This is a genomic window from Staphylococcus sp. OJ82 (assembly GCF_000294465.1).
Taxonomy (GTDB): domain Bacteria; phylum Bacillota; class Bacilli; order Staphylococcales; family Staphylococcaceae; genus Staphylococcus; species Staphylococcus equorum.
Window position 1 is genome coordinate 1 of the sequence record NZ_ALPU01000010.1, and the last position, 21,221, is coordinate 21,221.

At 32.0% G+C, this 21,221-nt stretch carries 23 protein-coding genes; 22 read left to right on the forward strand and 1 reads right to left on the reverse strand.

The annotated features are described in order from the left end of the window. Positions 1 to 149 precede the first annotated feature (149 nt). From pxpB to holA, 20 genes are all read left to right on the forward strand, one after another. Positions 150 to 872, forward strand: a complete 723-nt coding sequence (gene pxpB / locus SOJ_RS07395) for a 5-oxoprolinase subunit PxpB (protein WP_002507445.1) — start codon at positions 150 to 152, stop codon at positions 870 to 872. A gap of 1 nt (position 873) precedes the next feature. Continuing rightward, entirely contained in the window at positions 874 to 1,884 is a 1,011-nt protein-coding gene (locus SOJ_RS07400) for a biotin-dependent carboxyltransferase family protein (RefSeq protein WP_002507446.1), read from the forward strand. Next, complete coding sequence (locus SOJ_RS07405) at positions 1,881 to 2,333, forward strand: acetyl-CoA carboxylase biotin carboxyl carrier protein (RefSeq protein WP_002507447.1); 453 nt, start codon at positions 1,881 to 1,883, stop codon at positions 2,331 to 2,333. Before SOJ_RS07400 ends, SOJ_RS07405 begins: the two co-directional genes overlap by 4 nt. Positions 2,334 to 2,355: 22 nt before the next feature. Then, positions 2,356 to 3,714 carry an acetyl-CoA carboxylase biotin carboxylase subunit gene (locus SOJ_RS07410; protein ID WP_037539514.1) on the forward strand — a complete coding sequence of 453 codons (1,359 nt, stop codon included), beginning with the start codon at positions 2,356 to 2,358 and terminating at the stop codon, positions 3,712 to 3,714. Next, positions 3,714 to 4,484 (forward strand): 5-oxoprolinase subunit PxpA, encoded by a 771-nt coding sequence (pxpA, locus tag SOJ_RS07415; protein ID WP_002507449.1) that lies wholly within the window; start codon positions 3,714 to 3,716, stop codon positions 4,482 to 4,484. The genes SOJ_RS07410 and pxpA overlap by 1 nt, the downstream gene beginning before the upstream one ends. A gap of 82 nt (positions 4,485 to 4,566) precedes the next feature. Beyond that, positions 4,567 to 5,708, forward strand: a protein-coding gene (locus tag SOJ_RS07425; protein ID WP_156789159.1) for an IS3 family transposase whose coding sequence is annotated in 2 segments (ribosomal slippage) — positions 4,567 to 4,837 and positions 4,837 to 5,708 — 1,143 coding nt in all. Because the reading frame shifts where the segments join, the coding sequence is not laid out codon by codon here. 25 nt (positions 5,709 to 5,733) lie between these two features. Next, positions 5,734 to 6,927: an NRAMP family divalent metal transporter gene (locus tag SOJ_RS07430; RefSeq protein WP_162129932.1), complete on the forward strand. Its 1,194-nt coding sequence runs from the start codon at positions 5,734 to 5,736 to the stop codon at positions 6,925 to 6,927. A gap of 230 nt (positions 6,928 to 7,157) precedes the next feature. Continuing rightward, entirely contained in the window at positions 7,158 to 7,844 is a 687-nt protein-coding gene (gene mtnN / locus SOJ_RS07435) for a 5'-methylthioadenosine/S-adenosylhomocysteine nucleosidase (protein WP_002507451.1), read from the forward strand. A gap of 17 nt (positions 7,845 to 7,861) precedes the next feature. Further along, entirely contained in the window at positions 7,862 to 8,389 is a 528-nt protein-coding gene (locus SOJ_RS07440) for a YqeG family HAD IIIA-type phosphatase (RefSeq protein WP_002507452.1), read from the forward strand. Then, on the forward strand, positions 8,390 to 9,490 hold the full coding sequence (gene yqeH / locus SOJ_RS07445) for a ribosome biogenesis GTPase YqeH (RefSeq protein ID WP_002507453.1): 1,101 nt from the start codon (positions 8,390 to 8,392) through the stop codon (positions 9,488 to 9,490). A 12-nt stretch (positions 9,491 to 9,502) separates the two neighbouring features. Then, positions 9,503 to 10,300, forward strand: a complete 798-nt coding sequence (aroE, locus tag SOJ_RS07450) for a shikimate dehydrogenase (protein WP_002507454.1) — start codon at positions 9,503 to 9,505, stop codon at positions 10,298 to 10,300. 12 nt (positions 10,301 to 10,312) lie between these two features. After that, on the forward strand, positions 10,313 to 10,603 hold the full coding sequence (yhbY, locus tag SOJ_RS07455; protein WP_002507455.1) for a ribosome assembly RNA-binding protein YhbY: 291 nt from the start codon (positions 10,313 to 10,315) through the stop codon (positions 10,601 to 10,603). Continuing rightward, positions 10,603 to 11,175, forward strand: coding sequence for a nicotinate-nucleotide adenylyltransferase (locus tag SOJ_RS07460; protein WP_002507456.1), 573 nt, complete (start codon positions 10,603 to 10,605; stop codon positions 11,173 to 11,175). Before yhbY ends, SOJ_RS07460 begins: the two co-directional genes overlap by 1 nt. Further along, positions 11,165 to 11,749, forward strand: coding sequence for a bis(5'-nucleosyl)-tetraphosphatase (symmetrical) YqeK (gene yqeK, locus SOJ_RS07465; RefSeq protein ID WP_002507457.1), 585 nt, complete (start codon positions 11,165 to 11,167; stop codon positions 11,747 to 11,749). Before SOJ_RS07460 ends, yqeK begins: the two co-directional genes overlap by 11 nt. Next, positions 11,750 to 12,103, forward strand: a complete 354-nt coding sequence (gene rsfS, locus SOJ_RS07470) for a ribosome silencing factor (RefSeq protein WP_002507458.1) — start codon at positions 11,750 to 11,752, stop codon at positions 12,101 to 12,103. 2 nt (positions 12,104 to 12,105) lie between these two features. Next, positions 12,106 to 12,822, forward strand: a complete 717-nt coding sequence (locus tag SOJ_RS07475; protein WP_002507459.1) for a class I SAM-dependent DNA methyltransferase — start codon at positions 12,106 to 12,108, stop codon at positions 12,820 to 12,822. A 50-nt stretch (positions 12,823 to 12,872) separates the two neighbouring features. Beyond that, positions 12,873 to 13,586, forward strand: coding sequence for a helix-hairpin-helix domain-containing protein (locus tag SOJ_RS07480; RefSeq protein WP_002507460.1), 714 nt, complete (start codon positions 12,873 to 12,875; stop codon positions 13,584 to 13,586). 84 nt (positions 13,587 to 13,670) lie between these two features. Then, positions 13,671 to 14,132: a ComE operon protein 2 gene (locus tag SOJ_RS07485; protein ID WP_002507461.1), complete on the forward strand. Its 462-nt coding sequence runs from the start codon at positions 13,671 to 13,673 to the stop codon at positions 14,130 to 14,132. 165 nt (positions 14,133 to 14,297) lie between these two features. Next, positions 14,298 to 16,346, forward strand: coding sequence for a DNA internalization-related competence protein ComEC/Rec2 (locus SOJ_RS07490; protein WP_230456627.1), 2,049 nt, complete (start codon positions 14,298 to 14,300; stop codon positions 16,344 to 16,346). A gap of 72 nt (positions 16,347 to 16,418) precedes the next feature. Next, positions 16,419 to 17,393 (forward strand): DNA polymerase III subunit delta, encoded by a 975-nt coding sequence (gene holA / locus SOJ_RS07495; RefSeq protein WP_002507463.1) that lies wholly within the window; start codon positions 16,419 to 16,421, stop codon positions 17,391 to 17,393. A gap of 157 nt (positions 17,394 to 17,550) precedes the next feature. On the opposite strand, the gene rpsT is transcribed toward holA, so the two are convergent. Next, positions 17,551 to 17,802, reverse strand: coding sequence for a 30S ribosomal protein S20 (gene rpsT / locus SOJ_RS07500; RefSeq protein ID WP_002507464.1), 252 nt, complete (start codon positions 17,800 to 17,802; stop codon positions 17,551 to 17,553). A gap of 321 nt (positions 17,803 to 18,123) precedes the next feature. On the opposite strand from rpsT, the gene lepA reads away from it, so the two are divergent. After that, complete coding sequence (lepA, locus tag SOJ_RS07505) at positions 18,124 to 19,947, forward strand: translation elongation factor 4 (RefSeq protein WP_002507465.1); 1,824 nt, start codon at positions 18,124 to 18,126, stop codon at positions 19,945 to 19,947. Positions 19,948 to 20,045: 98 nt separating this feature from the next. Further along, complete coding sequence (hemW, locus tag SOJ_RS07510; RefSeq protein WP_002507466.1) at positions 20,046 to 21,170, forward strand: radical SAM family heme chaperone HemW; 1,125 nt, start codon at positions 20,046 to 20,048, stop codon at positions 21,168 to 21,170. Positions 21,171 to 21,221: the final 51 nt, after the last annotated feature.

The following is a 21,221-nucleotide window of genomic DNA, read 5'->3' on the forward strand; positions in this document are numbered from 1 at the left end:
TTGTTTAATAAACGTTTACTTATTATTAGTAATAACTTTTTGTATTAAACACAATTTTAAAATAAATGATATACTATCAATAGCATGTGCACAATATAGTTTATTTGAAGATAAACTATATTGTAAATGTAATAAAGGGGGCATAATCTTTGAATTATAAATTAATTAATGAACAAACGATTATGATATATTTTGAAGAGCGTATTGATCCTGATACGTTTCAAAAGGTACAACGCGTTGAACAATATATTAAAGCACAAAACAATCCAGCGATTATTGAAGTAGTCTCTTCGTATCGCGCAATTATGTTAACCATTGATATCACTAAAAGTGATTTAACCTATATAATTAAAGCGCTTAATTTAAATCAAATGGACATAACAAAATTTAATGATACAGCTACACCAACACAAACAATTAATATACCAGTGTTATATGGTGGAAGTTATGGTCAAGATATTCAAGAGGTAGCATCGCATAATAATTTAACTACTAAAGAGGTTATACGAATACATACTGAAAATACTTATTTAATTTATATGCTAGGTTTTATGCCTGGCTTTCCTTTTTTAGGAGGATTAGATACGCAATTACATACGCCAAGACGTCAAGAACCGAGGACAAGCATTCATGCAGGTTCTGTAGGTATTGCTAATAATCAAACAGGTCTCTATCCAAAACAATCGCCTGGTGGTTGGCAAATTATAGGACGTACGCCTATTAGAGTGTTTGATATTCATAGAGAACCTATGTGTTTATATGGCGCAGGAGACTATATAAAATTTTATGCTATTGAAGAAGAAACATACCATCGTATATTAGATGAACAACAATATGACGATTTTGATATAGAAAAGTGGGTGAAAATTTAATATGTCTATAAAAATTTTAAATCCTGGACTATTTAGCACAATACAAGATCAAGGTAGAATTGGTTTTCAAAATCAAGGCTTTTCAAATGCAGGCGTGTTAGATCAATATGCATATAGATTATGTCAAACACTTATTGGAAATAATGGACCTGCAATTGAATGCACAATTATTGGACCAACACTTCAATTTTTAGAAGATAATTCTTTTGTTATCACTGGTGCGCAATTTAATGCCAAGATAAATGATGAAGTGATTGATGTTCAAACAGTAACTTCAGTGAAAAAAGGGGATGTATTGGAACTAGGTGCTGTAGTTAATGGTGCAAGAGGTTATATTTTGTTTGGTAAACCGATAGATGTCCCAATTGTAGCTGGTAGTTATGCAACGCATACACGTAGTCATATCGGAGGATATAAAGGACGTGCCTTAAAAGGATACGATGTAATTTTGTGTAAACAAGACGATACATACCTTTCCCAAATAGGATACAGTTTAGAATTAAATACTGAATCATTTAATAAAGATACAATTCAAATAATCGAAGGACCACAAATAAATCGATTCACTCAAGATGCGCAAGATAAATTAACAACAGTTGATTTTAAAATTTCAGAAAAATCAGACCGCATGGGATATCGATTACAAGGTGAGATAATTTCACCAATAGATTCTGCGGATATCATTTCTGAACCAGTAGCTTTAGGTAGCATTCAAGTTCCGAACGATGGCAATCCAATTATTCTATTGAATGATAAACAAACAGTTGGTGGTTATACAAAAATTGCTACTGTATGTGCTTCAGATTTACATATTTTAGCACAGAAACAACCGGGGGACGTGCTACATTTTGAATGGACAACGATTGAAGAAGCAACAAATAAATTAAAACAACAAGAATTAGATTTCAAGAAAGTATTAGAAAATACAATCGATACACCTATTTATAATACGGCGCAATTCAGACCAACGGCTTCACGTATCAAAAAATTATTAAAAGGGGAATTAAAATGAATCTTGAAAAAATCGAGCAATTAATAAAATTAGTAAAAGAAAACGAAGTTAAAAAATTTGAATACAAAGATAGTAAAAGTGAAATATCTATAGATTTTAATGATAATAAATTACATTCATTTACTTCCGATCATAATTCACAAACTTTAGCCAACCAAGCATTCAATCAAAATCAAAGTGTAGCGGACGGCCAAACAAAGGAGGCTGACAACTTTAAAGAAGTTAAATCACCAATGGTAGGTACGTTTTTCCAACAAGATGAAAAAGAGCTTACTGAGCCAATCATTCGTGTTGGTGATGAAATAAATAAAGGTGATACGATTGGTTTTATTGAAGCGATGAAAGTAATGAATGAAGTGAAAAGTGACATAGATGGTGTAGTGGAGGAAATCGTAGTAGCACATGGTGAGAATGTCGAATATGATCAGACGATTATTAAAATAAAATAAGTGAAAGAAAGGGGCGTTTGCTGTGTATCGTTGTTTAATAGCAAACAGAGGAGAGATAGCTGTTAGAATTATCCGAGCATGTAGAGAGATGGATGTTGAAACAGTAGCTATATATGCATTAGGGGATGAAACGAGTTTACATGTGAGTTTAGCTGATCAAGCTATTTGTATAGGTGAAGCAAATCCACTAGAGAGTTATTTGAATCAAGATCGAATTATTAGCGCCGCCAAAATCAGTGGCGCTACTGCAATACATCCAGGGTATGGTTTTTTATCAGAGAGTACTTCTTTTGCACAAAAAGTAGAAGAAAATAATATTGATTTCATTGGCCCAACACAATTGACGATGGAAATGATGGGTGATAAAATCACCGCTCGTCAAACAGTTGATGATGCGGGCGTGCCAATTATTCCTGGTTCTACGAATGCTGTGGAGTCAATTGAAGAAGTGAAGAAAATATCAAAAGATATTGGTTTCCCTCTAGTTTTAAAAGCTGCTAGCGGTGGCGGTGGTAAAGGTATTAGAATCGTTAAAACAGTTGGTGAATTAGCTAAAGCTTTTAAAGAAGCCAAGAGTGAGGGAGAAAAGTATTTTGGTGATGATCGTATTTATGTTGAATCGTTCATTCCCGTAGCGAAACATGTAGAAGTTCAAGTCATTGGTGATGGTAAGGATAATTACATACATTTAGGGGAAAGAGATTGTTCTGTACAAAGAAAAAACCAAAAATTAATTGAAGAATCACCATGTGCAGCAATAACAGATGAGACTAGAAATGCAATGTGTACTGATGCTGTCAAAGTCGCAAATGCTTCTAACTATAGAAGTGCAGGCACAATCGAATTTTTAGTAACAGACGAAGCATATTATTTCATTGAAATGAATGCGCGTATTCAAGTAGAACATACGGTGACTGAAATGAGAGCGAATAGGGATTTACTACAAGCTCAACTATACTTGATGATAAATGGTGAATTGCCTTTTACACAGGAAGATATAGTTTTTGATGGACATGTAATCGAAGCACGAATTAATGCAGAGAACCCAGAACGACAATTCCAACCTTCACCAGGCAAAGTAGAAGCATTACACTTACCACAAGGATTTAACGTACGTGTAGATAGTTTACTTTATCAAGGTTATACTGTGTCTCCTTACTATGATTCTTTAGTAGCAAAAGTGATTGTAAAAGCACCCGACAGACAACGTGCAATCAATAAATTAAAAGTCACTTTAGATGAAATGGTGATAGACGGTTTTACAACAACTGCTGACTTTTTATACGCAGTATTATCATATCCATTGTATGCAGATGGAGATGCAAAAGAAGTAGATATAAAATTTTTAGATAGACATCAAATTATCAAGGGGGTATCTTAATGCAAGTAGACTTAAATTGTGATCTCGGTGAAGCATTCGGTAATTACTCATTTGGAGGGGATGAACAAATTATCCCACTAATTACTTCAGCAAATATCGCTTGTGGTTTTCACGCTGGTGACCAACATGTAATGAATGAAACAATTAAATTAGCCAAAGCACATGGTGTAGGAATCGGTGCTCATCCAGGATTGCCAGATTTACAAGGATTTGGACGTAGAAATATGGATTTATCACCAAATGAAATTTATGATATTGTTGTTTATCAAATTGGCGCATTAAGTGGATTTTGCAAAATTCATAACGTGAAGATTAATCACGTAAAACCGCATGGTGCCCTTTATCAAATGGGAGCTAGAAATAAAGATATAGCTCGTGCAATCGCACAAGCAGTATTTGATATTGACAAGACCCTAATATATGTGGGATTATCTAACACGTCATTAATTTCTGAAGCTAAATTAGTTGGTTTAACAACAGCTTCAGAAGTCTTTGCAGATAGACGTTACGAAGACGATGGCCAACTTGTAAGTAGGAAAGAACACGATGCACTAATTACGGATACAAATGAAGCAATTGAGCAAGTAGTTAACATGGTGAAATCGCAAACCGTTGTCGCAAAAAGCCAAAAGACCATCAGCATAGAAGCTGATACAATTTGTGTGCATGGAGATGGTGCACATGCTCTCGAGTTTGTAACACAAATTAGAGAAAGATTAAGTTCTAAAGAAAAAGATTTTGAGTTCACAAAAACCCATAAAAGGTTATGAACTGACCCCCAATTGTGGGAATAAAATAAAAACACTTTCGTTGAATTCATACTAAAATGAATTTATACGGAGGTGTTTTTCTATGAAAAGAGTTACTTATTCACTAGAAACCAAAAATAAAGCTATTGAAATGAAAATTGAGGGATATAGTGCAAAAGAAATTATGAATACATTAAACATTAGAAATAGATCACAAGTGAAAACTTGGTGGAAATGGTACCAAAATGGTGAACATTATAGATTTCATCAACAAGTTGGAAAACAATATTCCTACGGAAAGGGATTAGAAGAACTTTCAGAAATTGAACAATTAAAATTGGAGAATAAAAGAAAAAACGCAGAATTAGAAATTTTAAAAAAGTACAAGGAATTGGAAAGGGAGTGTCGCCCAAAATAATAATACAAGTGGTTGAAGCATTAGAATCAAAATATACAGTTAAAATGATATTAGAGGTATTTAACATACCCAAATCTACCTATTATCGCTGGAAATGTAAAAAACATGAAACAAATTCGGAATTAGAAGCAATTAAATCGATTTGTCATAAGCACAAATATACCTATGGTTATAGAAAAGTGACTGCTGAATTAAATAAATTTAGTAAGGAAAAAATTAATCACAAGAAAGTGCAAAGGCTTATGCAAGAAAACGAATTGAATTGTAGGGTTAAACCTAAAAAATCTAAAAAACCAGGTAATCCATTCTATAAAACAGGCAATTTGTTACAGAGGAATTTTAATGCAAATCGTCCATTAGAAGTACTTGTAACAGATATTACTTATTTACCTTTCGGTAATACAATGTTGTATCTATCGTCAATTATGGATGTCTATAACGGGGAAATAGTTGCTTATACTATAGATAATCACCAGAATCAAAATTTAGTGAACGAGACTTTGAACCAATTAGAAATTCCAGATAGTTGTATACTTCATAGCGATCAAGGAAGTGTTTACACATCGTATGAATATTATAAATTATGCGAAGAAAAAAGCATTACCAGAAGCATGTCCCGTAAGGGAACGCCAGCTGATAATGCCCCAATTGAATGTTTCCATTCCTCGCTAAAGTGTGAAACATTCTACTTAAATAAAGAGCTCAAGAGCTCTAATAACATTGTAATAGATATTGTCGAAAATTACATTGAAAACTATAATAAAGTAAGAATTCAACAAAAACTAGGCTACTTATCTCCTATAGAGTTCAGGAAATTAGCATCCTAGAAAATAGTGTTTTTATTAAGTTCCCATTTTAAGGGTTCAGTGCCGGTTATTATTAGGTTCGGTATTTTTAATGGCAACATCTGCTATAGGACCAGCATTTTTAACTCAAACCGCAGTATTTACTGCACAATTTACCTCAAGTTTCGCATTTGCTATTCTATTATCTATTATTATAGACATTGGAGCGCAAATAAATATTTGGAGAGTATTAGTAGTTACCGGTAAACGTGGTCAAGAAGTAGCAAATGAGATATTCAATGGGCTAGGTACAATTATTTCAATACTGATAGCCATTGGAGGATTAGCTTTCAATATCGGTAATATAGCAGGCGCTGGGCTTGGTTTAAATGCTATTTTCGGTTTAGATGTGAAGATTGGTGCTGCGATTACAGCAGTTCTAGCGATCGGTATCTTTATTAGTAAAAGTGGTCAAAAGATTATGGACTTTGTCACAATGTGTTTAGGTATGCTCATGATTGTAGTCATAGCATTCGTAATGTTCAAGGCCAATCCGCCATATGCAGAAGCGGCTAAACATTTAGTTATGCCAGAACAACCATTGGCGCTTGTATTACCGATTATTACTTTGGTAGGTGGTACAGTTGGTGGTTATATTACTTTTGCAGGGGCGCATAGAATTTTAGACTCTGGAATTAAAGGCAAAGAATATTTACCATTTATTAACAAAGCCGCCATCTCTGGCATATTGACTACCGGCGTTTTAAGAGCTTTATTATTCTTAGCGGTACTGGGTGTAGTTGTTACAGGTGTTACTTTAAGTTCAGAAAACCCACCAGCTTCAGTCTTTGAACATGTACTTGGACCAGTTGGACGTAGTATCTTTGGTGTCGTATTATTCGCAGCTGCAATGTCATCTGTAATTGGTTCTGCTTATACGAGTGCGACATTTTTAAAAACACTACATAAATCGATATACAATAAAACCAATATAATCGTAATTAGTTTTATTGTTGTTTCTTCAGTAGTATTTTTATTCATAGGTCAACCAGTCACTTTATTAATTGTTGCTGGCGCACTTAACGGTTTTATTCTACCAATTACGTTAGGTACGATTTTAATAGCTAGTAAACGAAAATCAATTGTCGGAGATTATCATCATCCTACGTGGATGTTACTCTTTGGTATATTGGCAGTAATAGTTACAATTGCTGCAGCATTATTCTCTCTACAAAGCTTATCAGGTTTATTTGGTAGTTAATATATCAATATTTTAATACTCTGAACGATACATACTGCTAATGTATTGTTCAGAGTTTTTATATGGAAAAAAATAAAGAATTCAAATGTATAAAAAAATTAATATTACTAACTTAAAAATATGGAAAATAACATATAGAATTTAATATAAAAAGTTGAACAATGATCGAGCTCTGAACATAAATGTGGTAGAATAACTAAGGCTAGGATTTTAATATGAGGTGAATTATAATGATAGGTATTATAGGTGCTATGGAAGAAGAAGTAGCAATCTTAAAAGATAAACTTGAAACATTAGAAGAAATAAAAATTGCGCATGTAATATTCTATAAAGGTCGTCTACATGATAAAGAGATAGTACTTACACAAAGTGGTATTGGTAAAGTGAATGTTGCAATTTCTACGACATTATTAATTGAGAAATTTAAACCTGATGTAATTATTAATACAGGCTCTGCAGGAGCTTTAGACAAAACATTAAATGTTGGTGATGTTGTTGTCAGTGATATGGTTGCTTATCATGATGCAGATGCAAGAGCGTTTGGTTATCAGTTAGGACAAATACCGCAAATGCCAGTACAATTTATTGCTGATGAGCATTTAATTAAAAAGGCAACAGATGCAATAAATGAACAACAACTTGTAGCTAAAACTGGGTTAATTGTGAGTGGAGATAGCTTTATTGGTACAACTGAACAACGTACGACGATTAAAACGAACTTCCCACAAGCAATGGCTGCAGAAATGGAAGCTACTGCAATTGCACAAACCTGCTATCAATTTAATTTGCCATTCATAATTACGCGTGCAATTTCAGATTTAGCTGACGGCGATGCTGGTATTACGTTCGATGTATTTTTAGAAAAAGCAGCAATATCTTCTAGTGAAATTGTTGAGCGTTTAATTAAAACTATATAAAAAGGTGAAAATAAATAATGGGTATAATAAAAAGCTATTTTATGCCAAATGAATATGTGCAGTCCGTTTTTCAAATAGATATTGATAAACTAGCAGCATCTGGCGTGAAAGGAATTATTACAGATTTAGATAATACACTTGTAGGATGGGACGAAGCAGACCCGACTGCAGCAGTAAAACAATGGTTTGAGAAAGCAAATGCATTAGGTATCACAATTACGATTGTTTCTAATAATAATGAAAAACGTGTTGGTAGTTTTTCAAAATCATTGAATGTTGATTATATTTTCAAAGCAAAAAAACCAAGAGGTCGTGCTTTTAATCAAGCCGCACAATTAATGCACTTAAAACCTGCTGAAATTGTTGTGATTGGTGACCAAATGCTTACAGATGTATTTGGAGGTAATAGACGTGGCCTCTTCACAATTATGGTGGTACCCGTGAAACAAACGGATGGTTTTATTACGAAATTCAACCGAATGATAGAGCGAAGATTATTACAACACTTTAGAAAAAAAGGCTATATCAAATGGGAGGAAAATTGATTGACTGAAATTTTAAAATGTATCGGATGCGGTGCGCCACTTCAATCTGAAGATCCAGATGCGGCAGGCTATGTGCCAGAACATAATTTACATCGTGAAGATGTCATATGTAAGAGATGCTTTAGACTAAAAAATTACAATGAAGTTCAAGATGTTGGTTTAGATAGTGAAGACTTTTTAAATTTATTGAATGGTTTAGCAGATGAAAAAGGAATTGTAGTAAATGTTGTAGATGTCTTTGATTTTGAAGGATCTTTCATTAATGCAATCAAACGTATTGTAGGTAATAAAAAAATCATTTTAGTAGCCAATAAGTTAGATTTGTTGCCTAAACAGATTAATAAACGTCGAGTTAAAGAATGGTTGAAGAAAACAGCAAGAAAATATGGTTTAGAAACTGAAGATGTTGTATTGATATCTGCAGAAAAAAATGAAGGAATAGATGATTTATTAGCATCTATTAACACATTACGTAATAACGACAATGTTTATATTGTAGGAACTACAAATGTTGGTAAATCTACGCTTATAAATAAATTAATTGAACGCAGTGTTGGTGAAAAAGATGTTGTTACTACATCTAGATTCCCAGGAACAACGCTAGACATGATTGACATACCGTTAGATGATACATCATTTATGTTTGATACTCCAGGCGTGATTCAAGAACATCAAATGACACATGTGGTAACGGACGATGAACTTAAAACGATTATGCCTAAAAAAGAAGTTAAGCAACGTGTATATCAATTGAATGAAGGTCAAACTTTATTCTTTGGTGGGATAGCGCGTATTGACTATGTTAGTGGTGGCAGACGTTCATTAGTATGTCATTTTTCAAACGAACTCAATATTCATAGAACTAAAACTGAAAATGCTAATGAATTGTGGAAAAATCAGTTAGGTGCATTATTGTCACCACCTCATAATCCTGATAATTTTGATTTACAAAATGTTAAAGCAGTAAGATTAGAAACAGGTAAAGAGAAGCGAGATGTGATGATTTCTGGATTAGGTTTTATCACGATTGATGAAGGTGCCAAAGTTATAGTTCGAGTACCTAAAAATGTAGATGTTGTATTAAGAAATTCAATAATGTAAGGTGTGTTTAGTATGAAATATGCAGTAATAGGCAATCCTATTGATCATTCTTTGTCACCAGTTATGCATAATGCGAACTTTGAGACTTTAAATGATGATTCAACATATGAAGCGATTAATATTCCTGAAGCACATTTTCATCTTATTAAAGAAATCATAGAAGACAAAGGGCTCTCTGGATTTAATGTTACAATACCTCATAAAGAACGTATTTTACCTTATTTAGATGAAATTGATGACCAATCTAAAACAGTTGGTGCAGTTAATACAGTGAAAATTGAAGGCGGAAAATGGATAGGCTACAATACAGATGGCATAGGCTATGTTACAGGACTTAAACAGGCTTATCCGGATTTACAAAATGCGTATATACTCATTTTAGGTGCAGGCGGTGCCAGTAAAGGTATTGTAAACGAACTGAATAAACACGTTCGACCTAAATTAACCGTTGCTAATAGAACTATGAGTCGCTTTGATAACTGGGATTTAGATATCAATAAGATTAGTTTATCAGACGCAGAAAAATCATTAGCTGAATTTGATATTATTATTAATACTACACCTGCAGGTATGAATCAAAACAAAGATGTAGCCATAAGTCTCGACCAATTAGCTTCACATACATTAGTGAGTGATATTGTTTATATTCCTTTTAAAACGCCAATTTTAGAAATAGCAGAAGAAAAAGGCAATCCTATACACAATGGATTGGACATGTTTGTTTACCAAGGCGCAGAAAGTTTTGAGATTTGGACCGAACAAACACCAGACATTCAAGTAATGAAAGAAGCAGTACTAAAACATTTATAAAAGGAGCATATTATGCTAACAGGTAAACAAAAAAGATTTTTAAGAAGTAAAGCAAATAACGTAGACCCAACTTTCCAAATTGGGAAATCAGGTATAAATGATAACATGGTTAGTCAAATTAACGATATTTTAGAAAATAGAGAGTTAATTAAAGTACATGTTTTACAAAATAATTATGAAGATAAAAATGATTTAGCACAAAGCTTAAGTGATGCGACGAGAAGTGATGTCGTACAAGTAATCGGGTCTATGATTGTATTGTACAAAGAATCTCAAGATAACAAACAAATACAATTACCATAATGACTAAGTCAATTGTATTATATGGTGGGCAGTTTAACCCGATTCATACAGCTCACATGGTTGTTGCAAGTGAAGTGAATAACGTAATAAAACCGGAAAAGTTCTATTTTATACCGAGCTATATGTCTCCATTAAAAGAGCATAATGATTTTTTAGACGTGCAGTATAGAATAGATATGATTCAGTGTGCGATTAATGAACTTGGATTTGGAACAATTTGTCTTGATGAAATTGAACGAAAAGGGCAAAGCTACACTTATGATACAGTAGAGCATATTTTAAAGCAGCATCCTCAATCTAAGCTATACTTTGTTATAGGTACTGACCAATACAATCAACTTGAAAAGTGGTATAAAATTGATGAGTTAAAATCATTAATTACTTTTGTAATTGTTAATAGAGATAAATCAGCTCAAGAAGTAGAGCCTGGTATGTTAGCGATAAATATACCGCGTATTGATATTAGTTCAACATTAATCAGAGATAGAATTAAAAACGACGAAAATATTCAAGTTTTAGTTCCTCCTAGTGTAGAACAATATATCCGAGAGGAAGGTTTATATGAAAATTGATCAAGCAGTTAGTTTAGTTAAAGATAAATTACCCGAGAAAAGGTTTAACCATTCATTGAGAGTTGCTGAAACAGCTGTGAAATTAGCAGAAATCTATGATGGCGACAAAGACAAGGCTGAACTTGCAGGTATATTACATGATTACTGTAAATATGATGATTTAGGGTCAATGTATCAAATCGTTACACAGAATGAATTAGATAGTAATTTACTGAGTTATGGCTCTGAAATATTACATGGCCCAGTAGCAGCTATAATAATGAATCAACAGTTTGATGTCACTGATGAAGAAGTCTTATTAGCGATTAAAAATCATACAACTGGACGCGCTCAAATGACAAAAACTGAGAAATTGATATTCATAGCTGATTATATAGAGCCAGGTCGTCAGACCCCAGGCGTTGAAGAAATTAGAGATTTAGCATACAATCAAGGTAGCTTAGATAAAACCATTTATGAAATTTCTAAGCGAACAGTTCTATATTTAATTAATAAAGATATTAATGTTTATGATGCCACGATTGCATGCTTGAATTATTACAATTACAGTGACGAAAGAGTAAAGGATGATTAAATGAATTCAGATCAATTATTAAACATTGCTGTCGAAGCAACAGAGAATAAAAAAGCAGAAGATATTATTTCTTTAAAAATGAAAGGCATTAGTGACATGACTGATTATTTTGTAGTTTGTCATGGTAATAACGAAAAACAAGTTCAAGCTATAGCTCGTTCGGTAAAAGATGCAGCAAGCGAAGCTGAAATCGAAGTAAAACGAATGGAAGGCTTTAATGATGCCAGATGGATTCTTATTGATCTATCTAATGTAGTTGTTCACGTATTCCATAAAGATGAACGTGATTACTATAATATTGAGAAATTATATCGTGATGCGCCTCTTGAGAGTTATAGACAGGTTGTTTATTAATTATGGTGCAATATGAAGAAATGAGCTTGTTCTATGATCAACTAACGTTAGATCAACCCTATGAATCCTGGTTAGAAATTGTAAACCATTTTGCTGAAAATAGGACGTCTATATTAGATATAGGTTGTGGCACAGGCAGCTTAACATCATTGCTAACAGACTTTGACCAAATCACAGGTATGGATTTAAGTGTTGATATGCTTTCAATAGCAACTCAGAAATCTAACAAAGTGAATTGGATAGAAGGTGATATGACTGAATTTGAATTGAATCAGAAATTTGATGTAATTACGATTTTTTGTGATTCTTTAAATTATTTACCTGAAAAAGATAATGTCTTCACCACATTTAGTCATGTTTTTAACCATTTAGAAACAGAAGGTGTGTTTATGTTTGATGTTCATACATCTTTTAAAATGAATACATTATTTAATAACCAAAGTTATATCGATGAATCTGAAAAGGTTTTTCTTGCTTGGGAAGCTGTACAAGGTGAGGAACCACTGAGCGTTTGGCATGATATGTCATTCTTTATTAAACAAGACGACAATCAATATGCAAGGTTCGATGAATCTCATTATCAACGCACTTACGCAGAAGCAGATTATATTGAAATGCTTAATAATGTAGGGTTTAGCCAAATTACTACGTTTGTCGATTTTGATATTAAGAATAATAGTCATGAAGGACATCGATTGTTTTTCATTGTCAAAAAATAAAAGTAAAATCACTCCTTTATACGTGTATAGTATAAAGGAGTGATTTTTTATTGCTAGATCAGTGGAACAATCTAAAAGAAATCATTTGTAAATACAAAGCAGTAGCTATAGCAATTTTAATTATCGTGGTCATTTTAATCGCTTGGTTGCTACAAAGTACTTTTACAAACGAAAATGATCATAAAATAGTAAATTCGAATGATGATATTACTACAACTACAGAAACACAACTAGAAACCAATGCAAAGCATACAAAAAATAGTACTGAACAAGCTAAAAAGATTAAAACAGAAGATATTTTTGTGGACATCAAAGGTGCTGTGAAGCATCCTGATATTTATATGATGAAATCTTCAGATAGAATTAAGCAACTTTTAGATAGAGCAATCGTTACTGAGGATGCTGATTTGTCAAAAATAAATTTAGCTGAAAAGTTGGTAGATCAAAAGTTGATTTATATTCCAAAAAAAGAGGAAACGATAAATTCAAATCAACAAATCAATGAAACTAATACCACAAATAAAAATGTAAGTTCAAATTCAACAAAAGTTACTGACAATAGCGCTAATCAGGAAAAAATAAATATTAACACTGCTTCAGAACCAGAGCTATTAACAGTTCCTGGCATCGGTCCTTCAAAAGCTAAATCTATTTTAGAATATAGAGAGCAAAATGGTGCTTTTGAATCTATCGAACAATTAACAGAAGTTAAAGGAATTGGAGCAAAGACGCTTGAAAAATTAGGCTCATATTTTACAACATAGATTTTTATTGCAATATAACTCAATACAAATTAACCTATAGTTACTCATAAAATAAATAATTACTATTAACGGAGGTATAACATCATGGATCGCATTAAATGGGAAGAATACTTTATGGCTCAAAGTCATTTATTGGCGTTACGTTCCACTTGTCAACGTTTATCTGTTGGCGCAACAATTGTTAAAGATAATAGAATCATTGCTGGTGGTTACAATGGCTCAGTTTCGGGCGAAGTTCATTGTATTGATGAGGATTGTTTGTTAGAGGATGGTCATTGTATACGTACAATACATGCTGAAATGAATGCATTACTACAATGTGCAAAACAAGGGGTGTCAACAGACGGAGCAACGATATATGTCACACATTTCCCTTGCCTAAATTGTACGAAATCAATCATCCAAGCTGGTATTCAAACAATTTATTACGCTGAAGACTATCACAACCATTCATATGCATTAAAGTTACTAGACCAATCAGGTATCGATTATAAAAAAATAGCATTTAATCAAGAGCATGTAGCACAATACCTTACCAATAAATAAGCACTGATTTACTATGCAATTGCTTATTTAGTTGGTCTTTTATGGCTACATGTTAAATTATTATCGATATTTTTATGTGGTATCTTAATTTTTTTAGTGATACTTAAAAGGTTAAAGTGGTTTCAAATTTTATTTGTTTTAATCATACCATTCATTAGTTATATGATGTTTCAGAGTAATTTAATAAGTGAGAATAAAGCACGTGCAGCCTACTTAAATCAAAATATCGAAGTAGATGCACAATTTGTGACTAAACCTATTCTGGAACATCAAAAGCTACATGGTAAAGCTAAAATTAATAATAAAAAATATAACTATTACTTTTATGTTAACAACAACTTTAACAGTAATAAATACATACAGCTATATCAAAAGACATGTAACGTGAAAGCAATATTAAAACCATTAAATCAGTACTCATATAGCCCGGTTTCACTTTTTATTAATACAATTGATTTCGAAAGTTGCAAAGTAAACAATTCGAATAATCATGCTATTTTAGATAGGCATAAACAATATATTTTCGAACGCTTAAGTCACACCAAAATCAAACATCCAGAGAAAATTATTGCATTAATTAGTGGAGATACCTCAAAAATTAATAATAATGAATTAGATAAATTCAAAGAAATTGGTATATATCATTTATTAGCAGTAAGTGGCACTCATATTGCAGCGATCATAGGCATTTTAATATACGTATTAAATATTTTTAAGTGTCCGTTAGCCTATATCAAGATGATATTATTTATTTTTCTCCCGATATATGCCCTTTATACTGATTTAGCTCCTAGTGCTGTAAGATCAATTTTAGCAGCCTTAATAATCATTATAATTCCTAAAGCAATTATAAAAAATCCAATGAATGTACTCGCACTTTTATTTATAATCTTAACGATTATTTCTCCTGCTTATGCCTATAATATAGGCTTCCAATTTTCTTTTTTAATTACATTCTTCATACTTTTTACATTGCCATTAATAGCTCAATCCTCACCGATAAAATCGCTACTAATTATTACTATAATAGCTCAGTTAGCCTCATTTATGATTAGTGCTATTTATTTTAACCAGATTCAATGGCTTGGTTTTTTAGCAAATCTTATTTTTGTTCCTTTTTACACCATTGTACTATTTCCACTTGTAATTTTCTTTTTTATTATAAGCCACTTTCCATTTGAAATAATGGCTTTAACTTATTTGCTTAATTTAATTTTAAAGTTACATGATTTTCTTTTGGAAATATTTATTAATTTAAGTTCATACAAATGGTATATACCAGAGTTAAATGATTTAAATATCACTTTAGGATTTGTGCTCATATTTGCGTGTTTAATATTATTTGCACATAGATTTTATAGTCTATTTATTTGTTCATTTGTTTTATTGTATATAGTCGTTACGATATTGCCATTATCTAATGATTATAAATTGACAATGCTTGATGTTGGGCAGGGAGATGCTATTTTATTTGAGACAAATAGACAAGAGAGTTTATTGATTGATACGGGTGGCAAGTTATTGCAAGAAGGAGAGTCAAGCCAACACAATATCTCAAAGTTTCATATACTACCGACTTTGAAAAAACATGGTATTAAAAAAATAGATTATTTAATTGTTACTCACCCACATATAGATCATATGGGAGAACTTAATTTTTTGATTGAAAAATACCCTGTAAAAAATATAATAATTAATAAAAATAGTTACCATTTGAAAGAACTAAAATCATTAGTTAATATATGCAAAAGCTTTAACATAAAATTATTGGACTTTAAATCAATGCAAAGTTTTTCACTTAACAAAGCGAAAATTAAATTATTAGATGCCACAATTACAACATCGAATGATCTAAATGAACAATCAATTATTACATTAATTGAATATGATAAATTCAAGATTTTACTTATGGGTGATGCTTCAAAAAATAACGAACAATTATTGTTAAATAAGTATCACCTTGAAAATATTGATATTTTAAAAGTAGGACACCATGGTAGTAAAACAAGTTCTAGCGCATCTTTTATTGATACACTTCAGCCGAAAATAAGTCTGATTTCTGTTGGTCAAAATAATAGATATAAATTACCCAACAAAGAAATAGTAGAACGCTTAAAAAGCATTAATTCTCAAGTTCTACAAACAAGTGAAAATGGAGAAATTTCTATTACATTAAATCCTAATTTTGAACTTAGTGCTAATCTGAAACAATGATTTTATGTAGAGAGATAAAGCACTGCATGATATAATGATTAAATGTGTAATAGTGATGAAAGGGTGCTACATATGAGCAATAATATAATTACAATATACGGAGAAGTGCCTGAATTAATTGAAAAGAAATCTACAGAAGTAATTGAAAAATATTTAGATACTCCAAAAGATGATTTCAATTTTGTTAAATATAACCTATATGAAAGTGATTTATCGCCAATTATAGAAGAAGCTTTAACGATGCCATTTTTCTCAGATAAAAAGGCAGTATTAGTTCAAAATGCATATGTATTTACTGGTGAAAAAGCGCCTAAAGATGTAAATCATAATATAGATCAACTCATGGAATTTATAGAAAAATACGATGGTGAGAGCATGATTGTCTTCGAAGTTTATCATTCTAAACTTGATGAACGAAAAAAATTAGTGAAGTCTCTGAAGAAGCATGCTCAATTAAAGAAAATTGAACAAATGTCTGAAGATGAAATTAAAAATTGGATTAAAAATGAATTGCATGGAAATTATAAAGATATAAAACAAGATGCTTTAGATTTATTTATAGAATTAACTGGTATTAATTTCAATATAGTAAAGCAAGAAATTGAAAAATTGATTCTTTTTCTAGGAGATAGACCAACGATAAACAAACAAGATGTCCAACAAATTGTAAACAGGAGTCTTGAACAGAATGTGTTTTTACTGACAGAATACATCCAAAAAAATAATAAGGCCAAAGCAATACGATTAGTAAAAGATTTAATTGCAATGAAGGAAGAACCTATTAAATTATTAGCACTTATTACGAGTAATTATCGTTTATTTTATCAAAGTAAAATATTGAGTCAAAAGGGTTATAGTGGACAACAAATTGCAAAAACAATAAATGTACACCCTTATAGAGTGAAATTAGCATTAAATCAGGCAAGACATTATCAATTAGAAGGTTTATTGAATATTATTGATAATTGTGCGGAGACAGACTATAAATTAAAATCTTCTTATATGGATAAACATTTAATATTAGAATTATTTATTCTATCACTTTAATTTTAAATGTTTGAGCTAATATTATTTGAAAGTTAATACAAGTTTAAATTCTTTAATAATACAAAAAAGCCTGAAGCCACAGTGGCTCAGACTTCTTTGTTATTCGTATATTTATTTACGCAAATAAAAAGTTCAAGCCATGGCTTGAACTTTTTTATTATTTAGCAGCTGTCATAAGTGAAGATTTGATACGATCAGCTTTGTTTGAGTGGATTAAGTTGCGTTGAGCAGCTTTATCTACTTTTTTCAAAGCGAAGTTTACTAAGTCAGCTTTGTTGTCAGCATTTGATTCAATTGCTGTGTGTGCTCTTTTAACTGCTGTACGCATTTCATTTTTTTGTGAAATGTTACGCTCTTCAGCAGTACGGTTTGTATTAACACGTTTAATTGCAGATTTGATGTTTGGCATGTGTGTCACCTCCTAATAATGATTTCGCTATCAAAATGAATTTGATTACAACAAGAAATATTTTATCAAAATGAGCGCCTTTCTGCAATCATTTATTTATCGCAGGCGCATAGAATCGATGAAAATGGTACAATACTATTTGGAAAAGAAGAACATTCACTCTATAATGCAAAGTAGAATACAATATCAAGTATATCAATTATTTACGGAAAATAGTAAAAAATCGTAGTAAATTTGCAATTACCTACTAAAAACGTTATTATATCAAAGAATGTCATACATATTTACGGGCTAGAATTATGAAAGTGAGAAGGATAATACATGGATAAACAAGACCGTTTCAATAAACGCGAAAATATTAGAAACTTTTCTATTATCGCACATATAGACCATGGTAAATCTACGTTAGCTGATAGGATTTTAGAAAACACGAAATCAGTTGAATCGAGAGATATGCACGCGCAATTGCTAGATTCCATGGATTTAGAACAAGAACGTGGTATTACAATTAAATTAAATGCTGTTCGCTTAAAGTATGAAGCTAAAGATGGTGAAATATACACATTCCATCTTATTGACACACCTGGACACGTAGATTTTACATACGAAGTGTCTAGATCATTAGCTGCTTGTGAAGGAGCAATCTTAGTAGTTGATGCAGCGCAAGGAATTGAAGCACAAACATTAGCTAACGTTTACTTAGCTCTAGATAACGAATTGGAGTTATTACCTGTAATTAACAAGATAGATTTACCTGCAGCAGAGCCAGAACGTGTGAAGCAGGAATTAGAAGATGTCATCGGTATCGATAAAGACGAGGTTGTGCTAGCAAGTGCAAAATCTAATATTGGTATAGAAGATATACTCGAAAAAATTGTTGAAGTTGTTCCTCCACCACAAGGCGATCCTGAAGCACCGTTGAAAGCACTTATCTTTGATTCTGAGTATGATCCTTATAGAGGCGTTATTTCATCTATAAGAGTTGTGGAAGGTACGGTTAAACCTGGAGATCGCATTAAAATGATGGCTACAGGTAAGGATTTCGAAGTTACTGAAGTTGGTATTAATACGCCAAAACAATTAGCTGTAGAAGAACTTACTGTTGGTGATGTAGGGTACATTATAGCTAGTATTAAAAATGTTGACGACTCACGTGTTGGTGATACAATCACGCATGTCAGACGTCCTGCAGAACAAGCACTACAAGGTTATAAAAAAATGAACCCGATGGTATTCTGTGGTTTATTCCCTATAGATAACAAAGATTACAATGACTTGCGTGAGTCATTAGAAAAATTACAATTAAATGATGCCTCATTAGAATTCGAACCTGAATCATCACAAGCATTAGGCTTTGGTTATCGTACTGGTTTCTTAGGTATGCTTCATATGGAAATTATTCAAGAACGTATTGAACGTGAATTTGGTATTGCACTTATTGCAACAGCACCGTCAGTAATCTATCAATGTATTATGAAAACAGGCGAAGAAGTTACTGTTGATAATCCAGCTAATATGCCTGAAAGAGATAAAATTGATACGATTTATGAACCATTTGTTAGAGCTACTATGATGGTACCCAATGATTATGTTGGTGCTGTAATGGAATTATGTCAGAGTAAACGTGGACAATTTGTAAATATGGAATACATGGATGATATTCGCGTAAATATTATTTACGAAATTCCATTATCAGAAGTGGTTTTTGATTTCTTCGACCAACTTAAATCTAATACTAAAGGTTATGCTTCTTTTGATTATGAATTTATTGATAACAAAGAAAGTGACTTAGTAAAAATGGACATATTGCTAAATGGCGAAAAAGTAGATGCTTTAAGCTTTATAGTACATAAAGAATTCGCATATGACCGTGGTAAAATGTTAGTTGAAAAATTAAAAACACTAATTCCAAGGCAACAATTTGAGGTTCCTGTTCAAGCAGCAGTTGGCCAAAAGATTGTTGCGCGTACGAATATTAAATCGATGGGTAAAAACGTATTGTCTAAATGTTACGGCGGAGATATCAGCCGTAAGAAAAAATTATTAGAAAAACAAAAAGCCGGAAAAGCTAAAATGAAATCTGTAGGTAACGTTGAGATTCCTCAAGATGCATTCCTAGCAGTTCTTAAGATGGATGAAGATTAATATAAATTAAACATTGGGGCCTTAAATCCATTCGATTTATGCCCCAGTTTTTTGTTGTGTTCTCACATCTTCAAAAAATGAAAGTAGGTGAACGCAATATGGAAGTGAAAAGTGCTTATATGCATATTCCTTTTTGCGTGAGGATTTGTACGTATTGTGATTTCAACAAGTACTTTATACAAAACCAACCAGTTGATACGTATTTAGATTGTTTAATCACTGAAATGCAGCAAAGTGAAGTCAGAAAATTAGAAACAGTTTTTGTTGGCGGCGGTACGCCTACAGCACTTGATTATCAACAACTCGAAAAATTATTAGTAGCTATTACAGATACTTTTGAAATAAAAGGCGAATTTAGCTTTGAAGCAAACCCCGATGAATTAACAATTGAAAAAGTTCAATTGCTTAAAGATTATGGTGTTAATAGGTTGTCTATGGGTGTTCAAACATTTAAACCAGAATTATTAGACATACTCGGTAGAACACACAAAACAGAAGATATTTATCAATCGGTTGCTAATGCTCGTCAAGTTGGCATTCCATCTATTAGTTTAGATTTAATGTATCATTTACCGAACCAAACTCTAGAAGATTTTCAAGATAGTCTAGAAAAGGCTTTGTCGATGGATATTGATCATATATCGAGTTACGGTTTGATATTAGAACCTAAAACAAAATTTTATAATATGTATAGAAAAGGCCAATTGAAAGTTCCTAATGAAGATATTGGTGAAGAAATGTACGAATATCTACTAGAAAGAATGGAACAATCAGAGATGCATCAATATGAAATATCTAATTTTGGTAAAGTTGGACATGAATCCGAACACAATAAAGTGTATTGGAAAAATGAAGGCTATTATGGCTTTGGTGCTGGCGCAAGTGGTTATGTAAATGGAGAGCGTTATAATAATGTAAATCCAGTAAACCATTACATTAAAAAAGTACAAAACAATGAACGGCCCTTATTAGATTCAACATTTCCTACCGAAACAGAGCAAATAGAAGAAGAAATGTTTTTAGGCTTACGGATGAATATAGGTGTGGATAAAGACAAGTTTTCACAGAAATTTGGAAAAACATTAGAAGAAGTCTATGGTCAAACTATAGAAGACTTAATTCAACGTGAACTTTTAATTGATCAAAACGGACATATCACGATGACTGAACGTGGAAAAGTCATTGGAAATATTGTCTTTGAAGCATTTTTATTAAATGTATAAAAAAAATTAAAATTGAATGCTTTAACATTGACTTACTTTGACCAATTTGAT

Bases quoted from the DNA above. Each gene is read 5' to 3' on its own strand.
- lepA (WP_002507465.1), top strand. From the start codon at position 18,124: ATGGATAAACAAGACCGTTTCAATAAACGCGAAAATATTAGAAACTTT.
- SOJ_RS07405 (WP_002507447.1), top strand. From the start codon at position 1,881: ATGAATCTTGAAAAAATCGAGCAATTAATAAAATTAGTAAAAGAAAAC.
- SOJ_RS07490 (WP_230456627.1), top strand. From the start codon at position 14,298: ATGTTTCAGAGTAATTTAATAAGTGAGAATAAAGCACGTGCAGCCTAC.
- SOJ_RS07460 (WP_002507456.1), top strand. From the start codon at position 10,603: ATGACTAAGTCAATTGTATTATATGGTGGGCAGTTTAACCCGATTCAT.
- SOJ_RS07440 (WP_002507452.1), top strand. From the start codon at position 7,862: ATGGGTATAATAAAAAGCTATTTTATGCCAAATGAATATGTGCAGTCC.
- SOJ_RS07400 (WP_002507446.1), top strand. From the start codon at position 874: ATGTCTATAAAAATTTTAAATCCTGGACTATTTAGCACAATACAAGAT.
- yhbY (WP_002507455.1), top strand. From the start codon at position 10,313: ATGCTAACAGGTAAACAAAAAAGATTTTTAAGAAGTAAAGCAAATAAC.
- aroE (WP_002507454.1), top strand. From the start codon at position 9,503: ATGAAATATGCAGTAATAGGCAATCCTATTGATCATTCTTTGTCACCA.
- pxpA (WP_002507449.1), top strand. From the start codon at position 3,714: ATGCAAGTAGACTTAAATTGTGATCTCGGTGAAGCATTCGGTAATTAC.
- holA (WP_002507463.1), top strand. From the start codon at position 16,419: ATGAGCAATAATATAATTACAATATACGGAGAAGTGCCTGAATTAATT.
- yqeK (WP_002507457.1), top strand. From the start codon at position 11,165: ATGAAAATTGATCAAGCAGTTAGTTTAGTTAAAGATAAATTACCCGAG.
- SOJ_RS07475 (WP_002507459.1), top strand. From the start codon at position 12,106: ATGGTGCAATATGAAGAAATGAGCTTGTTCTATGATCAACTAACGTTA.
- rpsT (WP_002507464.1), bottom strand. From the start codon at position 17,802: ATGCCAAACATCAAATCTGCAATTAAACGTGTTAATACAAACCGTACT.
- SOJ_RS07485 (WP_002507461.1), top strand. From the start codon at position 13,671: ATGGATCGCATTAAATGGGAAGAATACTTTATGGCTCAAAGTCATTTA.
- hemW (WP_002507466.1), top strand. From the start codon at position 20,046: ATGGAAGTGAAAAGTGCTTATATGCATATTCCTTTTTGCGTGAGGATT.
- rsfS (WP_002507458.1), top strand. From the start codon at position 11,750: ATGAATTCAGATCAATTATTAAACATTGCTGTCGAAGCAACAGAGAAT.
- mtnN (WP_002507451.1), top strand. From the start codon at position 7,158: ATGATAGGTATTATAGGTGCTATGGAAGAAGAAGTAGCAATCTTAAAA.